The 10718-nt window shown below is 69.7% G+C and carries 7 protein-coding genes; 5 read left to right on the top strand and 2 right to left on the bottom strand.

Annotation, left to right across the window (positions count from 1 at the left end; all coding sequences use genetic code 11):
• The first annotated feature begins 462 nt into the window (after positions 1-462).
• The 4 genes from G6R24_RS13730 to G6R24_RS13715 all read left to right on the top strand — a co-directional run bounded on the left by G6R24_RS13730 (position 463) and on the right by G6R24_RS13715 (position 6512).
• A complete protein-coding gene (locus G6R24_RS13730) occupies positions 463-1545 on the top strand; it encodes an ABC transporter substrate-binding protein (RefSeq protein WP_263864061.1) in 1083 nt (360 codons plus the stop codon).
• Between the two features lie 1031 nt (positions 1546-2576).
• The gene (locus G6R24_RS13725; RefSeq protein WP_163549643.1) at positions 2577-5603 is read left to right on the top strand and encodes a branched-chain amino acid ABC transporter permease/ATP-binding protein; all 3027 of its coding nucleotides are present in this window, start codon (positions 2577-2579) and stop codon (positions 5601-5603) included.
• 7 nt (positions 5604-5610) lie between these two features.
• Positions 5611-5781, top strand: coding sequence for a hypothetical protein (locus G6R24_RS13720; RefSeq protein WP_163549642.1), 171 nt, complete (start codon positions 5611-5613; stop codon positions 5779-5781).
• Positions 5778-6512 carry an ABC transporter ATP-binding protein gene (locus tag G6R24_RS13715; RefSeq protein WP_163549641.1) on the top strand — a complete coding sequence of 245 codons (735 nt, stop codon included), beginning with the start codon at positions 5778-5780 and terminating at the stop codon, positions 6510-6512. Before G6R24_RS13720 ends, G6R24_RS13715 begins: the two co-directional genes overlap by 4 nt.
• 85 nt (positions 6513-6597) lie before the next feature.
• Here the strand turns inward: G6R24_RS13715 and G6R24_RS13710 are convergent, their stop codons facing one another.
• A complete protein-coding gene (locus G6R24_RS13710) occupies positions 6598-7728 on the bottom strand; it encodes an NDMA-dependent alcohol dehydrogenase (protein ID WP_163549640.1) in 1131 nt (376 codons plus the stop codon).
• Positions 7729-7945: 217 nt separating this feature from the next.
• Between G6R24_RS13710 and G6R24_RS13705 the strand changes: the two genes are divergently transcribed.
• Complete coding sequence (locus G6R24_RS13705) at positions 7946-8815, top strand: TetR/AcrR family transcriptional regulator (RefSeq protein WP_163549639.1); 870 nt, start codon at positions 7946-7948, stop codon at positions 8813-8815.
• Here G6R24_RS13705 and G6R24_RS13700 read toward each other — a convergent pair.
• Entirely contained in the window at positions 8737-10317 is a 1581-nt protein-coding gene (locus G6R24_RS13700; protein WP_163549638.1) for a bifunctional 3-(3-hydroxy-phenyl)propionate/3-hydroxycinnamic acid hydroxylase, read from the bottom strand. The genes G6R24_RS13705 and G6R24_RS13700 overlap by 79 nt on opposite strands.
• Positions 10318-10718 lie beyond the last annotated feature (401 nt).

Raw genomic sequence — 10718 nt, 5'->3', positions numbered from 1 at the left:
TATCGATTTCCGATCATCATGTTTATCGTCTGGGTGAAATTTGCCTCCGAATGTATGGCATGTCACACTTGACTTCCCCGGCGGATGCCACCCGGGCCGGTGGGGCGTGCGCGGTCTGTCCGGAGCCCGGACCCCCTGGTGCCTATGCGGGCCTTCGTGCGTCGGCGATTGCGAAGCGACGGACAAGCGGACTGGGGATCAGATGCGGACATTCGGAAGTCGGCTCGGTACGTTCGGTCGTGGTGGTGCCCCACGGCGGGTCCACCCCGGGGGGCTCAGGGCCCCGTCAGAGCGCGGTCGTGGCGGCGTTATCCGTCGGCGTGCTGTTAGCGATGGCGGCCGGTTGCGGGAGCGGCGGCAGCGATGGTGGTGGCGCCGCCGCGACCTCGGCGAGCGGCCTCGAGCGGTGCCTCCCTGCTGGGGCCGGTGGCGAAGGCCTCGGGGGCTCCAGTGAAGATCGGCGTGATCTCGGACGGCAAGGGCGCCGCCAGTGACACATCGGTCGAGCTGCGGGTGGCCAGCGCGTCGGTCAAGTACTTCAACGCGCACAAGTCCGGTATCGGCGGCCGGCCGATCCAGCTGTGGACATGTGTGACGGCGAACGAGGCCAGCAAGGGTACCGACTGCGCGAACCAGGCGGTCGAGCAGAAGGTCGTGGCCGTGCTGGTCGGTGCCTCGTCGGTCTCCAACGCGGTGTGGGCACCGCTGCACGCGGCGAAGATCCCCGTGCTGTACTTCTCGACGACCGATACGGAGCAGCTCAAGGACTCCCAGTCGACCTTCTCCCTGGGTGACCCGGTCGGTTTCATCAGCAGTGGAATCCTTCCGTTGGCCCAGAAGGCCGGGACCAAGACCCTGACCGGGATCATCATCGATGTTCCACCGGCGCTGACCTCGTTCCAGGGCGAAAGCGCCGAGGTGCTGCGCAAGGCCGGGATGACCTTGAAGCTCATCCCGATTCCGTTGGGCACCGCGGACATGACCCCGCAGCTGCAGGGCCTGTCGGGTTCCGCGCCGGGTGTGGTGGAGGTCGTCGGGAATGACGCGTTCTGCATCAGTGCGTTCAACGCGCTGCGCACGGCCGGTTTCACCGGTCCGATCTTCGCGGTCTCGCAGTGCGTCTCGGACGCGACCCGCAAGGCGGTTCCGGCGGATGTCCTCAAGCGGATCACCGTGGTCGCTGTCTCGCCGGTGAACAATGACAACCCGTCGACCCGCCTCTACGAGGCCGTCGTGGATGCCTACGGTAGCGAGATCAAGACGGATGACTCTTCTGGGCTTAACATGTTCGCGCAGTTCAACGCTTTCCAGACCGTACTCGCCGACATCAGGGGTGACATCACGCCGGCCACGGTGACCGCGGCGTTCAAGTCGATACCGGAGAAGGAGATTCCCGGCGCGGGTGGGCTGAGGTTCCGTTGCAACGGCAAGGCGTACCCGGCCACGCCGGCGGTCTGCGTCCGTGGCGGTCTGACCGCGCAGCTCGACGGCAAGGGCAACCCGGCCTCCTACCAGGTCGTCGGCTACACCCCGATCCCCTCCTGACCGAATCCCGCGACGCGCGGCACGAGTAGCACGCGCGGTACGGGTGACACACGGTCGCATCGGCGGCGCACACAGAACGTGCGGCTCGGGCGGCGAGCGAGGCGTCGGATCGGGCCGGTTCTGGTCGACCGGGCCGGCCCGGCCCGGGAACTCGATGGGCTCCGCTCCACGCGGATTCGGTGGAGCGGAGCCCAGCCGGGTAGCGATGCCGCTGCTCACCGCACTCACCAGTGCGGTGAGGCCGGGTTCCGCTACTCCCGCAGTGGAACCCGGTCTCCGGGGCGGCGCAATACCCTACCGGGCGCAGCGAGCCCGAGCCCGCTCGTTGGTAGAAGTTGCCCCCGGATGTATGCCGTGTCACTATTCACTGCCCAGACGGGGTGTCATCCGGTCCAACCGGGCGCGCGGTTCTGCCGCGAGGTTCGGCGCGGCCCGGAGGTATCGCGTAGGGCAGTCCCGTAGGGCAGTGCGGAATGACAGACAAGCAGACTAGGGATCATATGCGCACAGTTGGGAAGCAGGTCAGCACGCTCAGTTGCTGCGGTGCCTCGAGGTCGGCGCGACCTGGGCGGTTGGAACCGCGCGCAGGCGTGGTCGTGGGGGCATTATCTGCTTTACCCGCGGGTGTGCTGTCAGCGGTGACACCGGTATCGGTGCATGATTCGCAGGTTCAATGCTCTGCGTGCGGTAATCCTCACTCGCCGTACTTCCCGAACTTCTCGGTTTCGGCCGTCGTCCTGACCGGTCGGCCGCTTTCCAGATCGTCGACCACAGCTCGAGACTCGCGTGAGTGGTTCACTGCTGAGTAGGACCATCCCGGGGCTGGTCCGGCCCGGGATACCCCCTGACCACCGACTGCTCACAGTTGACGATCTGCCAGTCGAGATTCGCCACTCGGCCTGCATTCAGGCGGCGGCCGCTGCGTCGATCGCCGGAAATGGACCGGCGAGACCCGCCGGAACGGGACAGCGTGTACCAGGCGCAGCCCGACCAAGGACCGATCCGACCAGCACACCATTCGGGAGTACGTGATGCACCATGTCGGCTCGTTGCTGCTCGGGCTTGGAAACGGGGGCGTGTACGCCGCCCTCGCGCTCGCGCTTGTACTGACCTACCGAAGTTCCGGAGTCATCAACTTCGCGACCGGCGCGGTCGCGATGTACGTCGCCTACTCCTACGCGTTCCTGCGTAACGGAGAACTGCTGGTCCTGATCCCCGGCCTGCCAACATCGGTGGATCTCGGAACCGAGCTGGGATTCGTCCCGGCGCTGCTGGCGGCGTTGGTCATCGGGGCGTTGTTGGGCGCTCTCCTGTACCTGGTGGTGTTCCGGCCACTACGGGAAGCACCGCCACTCGCCCGCGCGGTGGCCTCACTCGGCGTTCTGGTCGTCATCCAGTCGGTGATGGCGATCCGGGTCGGAACCTCGCCGGTGAGCGTCGAGGCGATCTTCCCGACCGACCGCTGGCAGAGCGGCTCGCTGACAGTGCTCGCCGACCGCTTCTACCTGGCGGTCACGGTCGTCGTGCTGACCATCGTGCTGGCGGCGCTGTTCCGCTTCACCCGCTTCGGCCTGTTCACCCGTGCCGCCGCCGAGTCCCAGACCGGCGCCTACGTCAGCGGCATCTCGCCCGACCGGGTCTCGCTGTACAACTGGATGATCTCCGGGACGGTCGCGGGTGCGGCCGGCATCCTGATCGCCCCGCTGAGCCCGCTGTCGCCCTCCACCTACACCCTGTTCGTGGTGCCGGCGCTGGCCGCCGCGGTCGTCGGTGGCTTCCAGGGCCTCGTGTCCACGGTGCTCGCCGGTCTGGCCATCGGCATGGTGCAGTCGGAGGCACTCACCCTCTCCGCCGACCACTCCTGGCTGCCCGGCTCGGGTGCCTCGGCCCTGGTGCCGCTGCTGGTCATCCTGATCGCGCTGCTGGTCACCGGACGGGGCATCCCGGTTCGTAGCGGGCTGGTGCGCCAGCCGCTGGGTCGCGCACCGCGTCCCCGCTCGCTGACACTGCCGACGCTGTCCGGTACCGCGATCGGCGTGATCGCCCTGCTGCTCACCTCCGGCACCTGGCGGGCGGCGGTGATCGGCACGTTCATCGCCGCGATCCTCGGCCTGTCACTGGTGGTCGTCACCGGCTTCGCCGGCCAGGTCTCCCTCGCCCAGCTCGCGCTCGCCGGAGCCTCGGCGTTCAGCCTGTCCGGACTCACCCAGAGCTGGCACGTCCCGTTCCCGTTCGCACCGCTGCTCGCCGCACTGGTGGCCACCGTCCTCGGTGTCGTCATCGGCCTACCCGCACTACGGCTACGCGGACTGACGTTGGGCATCGTCACCCTCGCCCTCGCCTACGCGATCGAGGCGGTCTGGTTCCGCAACTCCGACCTCGTCGGTAGCTCCGGCGCCAAGGTCTCCGACCCGTCGCTGTTCGGATGGAACATCGGTATCGGCAGCGGCGAGGCGTTCCCGCGTCTTCCGTTCGGCATCCTGTGTCTGCTGGTCCTAGTCGCGGTCGCCTGGGGCGTCGCCAAGCTGCGGATGAGCTCGCTGGGCTCGGCGATGCTCGCCGTGCGCGCCAACGAGCGGTCGGCCGCCGGTATCGGCGTCAACGTCGTGCGGGTCAAGCTGATCGCCTTCGCGCTGGCCTCGTTCATCGCCGGTCTCGGCGGTGCGCTGCTGGCCTACCGCAGCAGCGTCGTCACCTTCGACTCGTTCACCGCGATCGGTGGTCTGACCCTGCTCTCCACCGCCTACCTCGCCGGCGTCACGTCGGTGTACGGCGGCATCACCGCCGGCATCATGGCCGGCACCGGCATCGTCTACATCGCCATGGACCGGTGGATCGACTTCGGCGACTGGTTCTCGGTGATCTCCGGCTTCGGTGTCATCCTCGTGCTGCTGACCCAGCCCGAAGGCATCGCCAGCGGTGGGCACGACCTGGTCGCCCAGGTCCGTAAGCGGATCGGGGCACGCAAGGCCGCCACGGCGACCACCGAGGGCGCCAGCGCAAGCACCGCCGACGGTGCCGTTCCCGCCACCGTCGCTGCCTCCGCCGCGGCGGGGACCGCGACGGCGGAGACGTCCTCGACCGACGCCGCCGCACCGGCACCGGTGCCGGTGCCGGTGCCGGTGCCGGCCGAGCAGAACGCCGCGCTGCTCAGCGGCGCCGACCGGGTGCCTCTCGATGTCGAGGGCGTGACGGTTCGCTACGGCGGCGTCGTCGCCGTGTCGGACGTGTCGCTGTGCATCGCCCCCGGGCAGATCGTCGGTCTGATCGGGCCGAACGGCGCCGGCAAGACCAGTGCCATCGACGCGATCACCGGATTCGCTCGGGCCAGTGGCACCGTCCGCCTTGGTGAGGAGCGTCTGGACACCCTCGCGACCCACGTCCGGGTCAAGCGGGGCCTCGCCCGTACCTTCCAGTCGATCGAGCTGTACGACGACCTGACCGTGTCGGAGAACGTCAGCGCCGCGCTGGCCGGGGTGCAGGCCGACCATCGCCATCGCACCCTGGCGGCGGCCCTCGACCTGGTCGGCATCGCCGACCGGGCCGACCGGGCGGCCGGCGAGCTCAGCCAGGGCGAACGGCAGCTGGTCTCGATCGCCCGTGCCATCGCCACCGGACCGCGGGTCCTGCTGCTTGACGAGCCGGCCGCGGGCCTGGACACCACCGAGTCCGCCTGGCTCGGTGAGAAGATCCGCTCGATCAGCCGCAGCGGTGTCGGCATCCTGCTGGTCGACCACGACGTCGCCCTTGTCCTGGACGTCTGTGACCACATCTACGTGCTCGACTTCGGCAAGGTGATCGCGTCCGGCAGCCCCGACGAGATCCGGGCCAACCGGGCGGTCGCGGACGCCTACCTCGGCAACGTCCACGATGGCGAGGGAACCGAGAGCGAGCCCGTCGAGGGTGGCGGCGCCGCGGGCACGGGCACCGAGACGCCCGCCCCGGCCCCCGCTTCTTCGGCCCCCGCTGCTCCGGCTACCGCTTCTTCGGCTACCGCTGCTCCGGTCGGCTACCGCGGATGTTGTGGCGCCGGCGGCCGAGGGCACCGCGGGCAGTGAGACCACGGTGGCCAAGGACGTCGTCGCTGGTGGGAAGGCTCCCGCTACCAGCACGCTCGACGGCAAGGCACCCAACAGCAGGTCCCACGAGGACGGGGCCGGCTCGAGCAGCAGCGTTGGTGGCGAGGACGCCGCCGACGGTACGGTCGACTCCGACGCGACGGTGGTGACGTCATGACATCCGCTCTGACCTGCGAAGCACTGACGGGCGGGCGGGGCTCGTCCGAGGTCTTCCGCGGCCTGGACCTCAGCGTCGCCCCGGGGAAGGTGCTGGCCCTGCTCGGGCCGAACGGGGCCGGCAAGACCACGTTGCTGCTCACCCTCGCGGGCCTGCTCCCGTCCCGCAGCGGCAAGATCTCGGTGGGTGAGACCCGGCTGCCCAGCGGCAAGCCGGGGGCGGCCAACCGGGCCGGTGTGGTTCTTGTTCCGGACAACCGGGCGTTGTTCACGCAGCTCAGCGTCGAGGACAACCTGCGCGCGGCGGCCCGCCGGCAGGGCCCGAAGCCACGGGCGATGCTCGAACTGTTCCCGGACCTGGAGAAGCGCTGGACCGTTCCCTCCGGTGCGCTTTCCGGTGGCGAGCAGCAGATGCTGGTGCTTGCCCGGGCCCTGATCCAGCAGCCGAAGGTGCTGCTCGTCGACGAGCTGAGCATGGGCCTCGCGCCCCTGATCGTCCAGGCGCTGTTCCGGACGGTGCGCCAAGTCGCCGACGATCAGGGCTGCGCGGTCGTGCTCGTCGAGCAGCACGTCAACCTCGCGCTGCGGATGGCCGATGACGCGGCGGTGCTCAGCCGTGGTGCGCTGGTCCTGCAGGCGCCGGCGGCGGAACTCGCCGCCGAACCCGAGCGGGTCGAGGCCGCCTACTTCGGCGCTGGCCGCGAGGAGAAGAAGGCGGCCGCCGCTGCCTGACCGGTGAGTTTCCACGGACGCCCCGTCCGCCAGCCGTGAACCCGCTGGTGGACGGGGCGTCCGTCGTGGTGCCCGAGGGGTGGAACTACCGAGGTGCGTCCTCGAAGGTGATCGCCCCACGCAGGATCCGACCGGCCTCGAGGTCCGCGTAACCGTCGTTGACCTGATCGAGGGTGTACGTCCTGGTGATCAGTTCGTCGATCTTCAGGGTGCCGGCCTTGTAGAGGTCGAGTAGTCGAGGGATCGCCGTGCGCGGGCTCTGCGAGCCGTACAGACAGCCACGGATCTGCTTGTTCGTCATCGCGAACGTGAACAGGTCGAGATCGGCCACCTTCTGACCGAACGGTGCCACCGACGTGATCACGCAGGTGCCGTCCTTGCCGGTCAGGCTGAGCGCGGGCTGGAGCAGGTCCGAGGTCATCACGGAGAACGCGCAGATCACCGAGTGGCACATGGCGCCCGCGGTCAGTTCGCGGATCGCGTTGGCGGCCTCCTCGATGGACGCGAACGCGTGCGTGGCCCCGAAACGCAGCGCCTGCTCGCGCTTGAACTCCACCGGGTCGACGGCGAAGATCAGCCGTGCGCCGGCGATCCGTGCGCCCTGCACGGCGCTGATCCCGATCCCGCCGATCCCAAGGACGGCGACCGCGTCGCCGGGCTTGACCTCCGCCCGGTTGACCGCGGAACCGAATCCGGTCGCGACGCCACACGAGACCAGCGCGGCGACCGCCCACGGCACGTCCGGGTCGACCTTCACGATGGTCGATTCGGCGAGCAGTTGACGTTCGGAGAACGCGCCGATCTGGGTGTAGCGCGCCACAGCCTCGTCGCCCAACCGGTGCGCGATCCGCCCATCGGTGATCATCCCGACGTTGAACAGCTTGGCGCCGTCGTTGCACAGGAACGCCCGGCCCGAAAGGCAGTACGTACACCGCCCACAGGACGGGACGAACGACATGGCGACATGGTCACCGGGGCTGACGGAGGTGACGTCCGGCCCGACCTCGAGGACTTCGCCGGCACCCTCATGCCCGCAGATCATCGGGAAATGCGGCATCGGCATCGCGCCCGAGCGCGCATGCTCGTCCGAATGGCACAGACCACAGGCTCGGACGTCGATCAGGACCTCGCCCGCGCGGGGATTGTCGATCTCGACCGTCTCGATCTTGAAATCCTGACCGGGGCCGAACAGCAGAGCTGCTCGTGTGCTGACCATGGGGTGCCGCCTTTCGCACGTCCGGCAGACGATCACATCCGGACGATCGACCTTGAGTAGGGCGAGACAACAATGCCATAGTGTGTCGCCGTGAGACAGTCATGCCGACGGGAGTGATCTGCGCGCCGAACGGCGGTGGGCCCACCGTGTCGCGGGCCGTTCGCGGTTACCGACCCCCGCCCTGCCGAGCGGCCGGACATCGGCCAATGCTGTCAGCATGACCCGACCTGGTGCGGAGGCGGAACCGCCTGACGACCCGCCCTCGCGAGCCCACAACCACCCGAACCCCCAGGGCCCGTGTCCCGCGCAGGACCGGCATCCCGCGCGGGACCGACACCAGGCGCAGGATCGGCACGCTGCGCAGGACCGACACCGTGCGCAGGACCGGCATCATGCGCGGAGCCCGCGGCGCGGTCAGGGCTGGTGGGGCAGCGAGAGCGCGCTGCTCGACGATGCCGAGGCCCGCCGACGTCTGGTGGCCGCGGCCGGGCGCTGCGTGATCCGGCGTGGCTCGAGCCGGATGCGGATCGAGGAGGTCGCCACGGAGGCCGGTGTCTCCCGCTCCACCGTCTACCGGTACTTCCGCAGCCGCGATGAGCTGCTTCTCGCCGTCCTGCTCGATCGGGTCGACACCGCCATGGACGTGGCGCTGGAATCCCTGCCGCATCCGTACGACGCACGCGTCACCCTGGTCGAGGTGTTCGTGCGGGGCACCAGCCTCATCGACGGGGATGCGCTGGCCGAGGCGCTGTTCGCCGCCGGTGGTCGGGCCAGCGGCGACTCCCTGCCACTGGCCACGGAGCCGATCGTCGAGGCTGTCCACAAGCGTCTCGAGCCGCTGCTGCTGCGCTGGCAGGACAGCGGCCAGCTGAGCGCCGACCTCGACCTGTGGGAGGCCGTACGGTGGCTGATCGCCGCCGGCGGCGCCATGATGGCCCCGCCGTGGAGCAGCCGCAGCCTGCCCGACAAGCGTGTGTTCGCCGAGACATATCTGATCCGCGCCCTGCTTCAGCCGGCCACGCCAACGCCTGACGCCGAGGTGAGTACGTCCTCGAGGCGCGACGACGGAAAGACACCGAGCAGGTAACGGTCCGGCCGGACGACGGCCACCTGGGGCTGTCTGGAACGCCCGCGCATCCGCAGCACCGTGCCGTCGAGATCCACGATGACCGGACCGGACCGCGCACGCTGACCGTCCCGGTCCGCCGACACGGCGTGGCCGATGGTCAGGGTCGTACCGCCGCGGCGGTCAACCCAGGCCCGGACCTGCGGCGTCAGCGCGACTCCAGCATCGTCGCCGAGCCCGAGCAGCACCCAGGACGACCCGAGCAAGTCGTCAAGCCGGCAGACTCGGCCGTCCTCGGTCCGGATACGCGGGTTGGGCAGCACCCGCCCGGCCCAGCGGCCCCCGCCGTGCGCCCGCCGCGGCCGCGAGGCCTTCGGGAGCCGGGTCCGCGGTCGCGCGGCGCCGGAGCGCAGGGCGTGGCCGAGCCCCGGAGCGTGGGCCGCTGTGCGCAACGCGGCCCGCAGCGCGGCCGCCCGGACCGGGCTCGTCGTCTGCACGATCCGACCGGCCCGGATGGCCCGGGTGGTGATCGCGGCTACCTGGGGACGGCGCTCCCGTTCGTAGTCGTCGAGTGAATCCGGATCCCGTAGTCCCGCGAGGACCTCGGTCAGCCGCCAGGCCAGCGCGGCCGCGTCCCGGATGCCCGAGGCGAGCCCCTGGCCGGCGAACGGCGGCATCGTGTGCGCCGCATCGCCGGCGAGCAGGACCCTGCCGACCCGCCAGCGGGTCGCGATGCGGGCGTGGAACGTGTAGACCGCCGCCCGTTCCACCGCGACCGTGCCCGGGTCGATCCAGGGTGTGAGCAGGCTCGTGACGGTCTCCGGCTCGGCCATCCGCTCGGGATTCTCGCCGGGGAGCATCATCCACTCCCAGCGGTGCCCACCGGGCATCGGCATCGTCACCGCGGGCCTGCGTGGATCGAGAACGAAGGCGATGTCGTCGGGTACCGGCAGCGGCTCGGCCGAGCGCGCGTCCACGACGAGCCACGGCTGGACGAAGGTCCTGCCCGCGAAGTCCACGCCGATCAGCGCCCGCACCGTGCTCGTCGCCCCGTCGCAGCCGATCACCCAGCGAGCCTGCACGACGGTGTCGTCCTCCAGGTTGACCGTCACCGCGTCGGCCCCGTCGTCGATCGAGCGCACGCCCACGCCGAGCCGGACCTCAACCGAGGGCAGCGTGGCGATCCCGGCCCGCAGCGCGGCCTCGACGGACGGCTGGTGCAGGAACACGCCGACCGGAACGCCGAGTTCGGCCTGCCCCTGCCCGGCGGCGAGCAGCAGGCGGCGGTCCGGCCCGAGAAAGGTCGCCCGGGTCGACGCGCGGGTATCGGCGAGCATCTCGGCCATCCCGGGGAGCCGGACGAGCAGACGCAGCACCTCCTCGTCCAGGCCGGCGGCACGGGGACGTGGGTAGGTGGTAGCCGCCCTGTCCACCGCGAGCACCGACACGCCCCGCTGCCCGAGAAACGCCGTCAGCACCGCTCCCACCGGACCGAAGCCAACAACCAGGACATCCTTGATCATCGACTATCCCTTCTTCTACGAAGAGTAGAACTTCCGTGGGGTGCTGTCAGAACCTTTCGGATGTGGGTCGCGATCGCCGGCGGTGGCGGTCCATCGGCTCGGCGGCCGGGCCGCTGAGCGAAGTCGCTGTCTGCTCGGGGTCCAACTCGACCGTGCGGGCTGTGGCGGTCGGGTCGACGCTTTCGCCTGGAGCCCGCGCGTTGGCGCGGTGCTTTGTGGCGTGAACCGTGTGGACTGGTCGGGCCCTGGTTCGTGTGACGGTTGGTGTGGCCTGTCTCGACCGGGTTCTTCGCCGTTGTGCGCATGCGCGAATATGTACTGGCTGGACTGGGCGCGGTGTAACTGGTCAGGTCTCGTAGATCGTTTGTTTTTGGTTTTACGGCGGGCTGGGGCTGTTCGAT

This window comes from Candidatus Frankia nodulisporulans, from assembly GCF_902806475.1.
In the GTDB taxonomy this organism is placed as follows: domain Bacteria; phylum Actinomycetota; class Actinomycetes; order Frankiales; family Frankiaceae; genus Frankia; species Frankia umida.
Note: the sequence above shows the minus strand (reverse complement) of the source record. Positions and strands in the feature narration are given on the sequence as shown.

What these genes read in the sequence shown, in the direction of transcription:
- G6R24_RS13705 (WP_163549639.1), top strand. Translation starts at nt 7,946, where the DNA reads ATGACCCGACCTGGTGCGGAGGCGGAACCGCCTGACGACCCGCCCTCG.
- G6R24_RS13725 (WP_163549643.1), top strand. Translation starts at nt 2,577, where the DNA reads ATGCACCATGTCGGCTCGTTGCTGCTCGGGCTTGGAAACGGGGGCGTG.
- G6R24_RS13715 (WP_163549641.1), top strand. Translation starts at nt 5,778, where the DNA reads ATGACATCCGCTCTGACCTGCGAAGCACTGACGGGCGGGCGGGGCTCG.
- G6R24_RS13710 (WP_163549640.1), bottom strand. Translation starts at nt 7,728, where the DNA reads ATGGTCAGCACACGAGCAGCTCTGCTGTTCGGCCCCGGTCAGGATTTC.
- G6R24_RS13700 (WP_163549638.1), bottom strand. Translation starts at nt 10,317, where the DNA reads ATGATCAAGGATGTCCTGGTTGTTGGCTTCGGTCCGGTGGGAGCGGTG.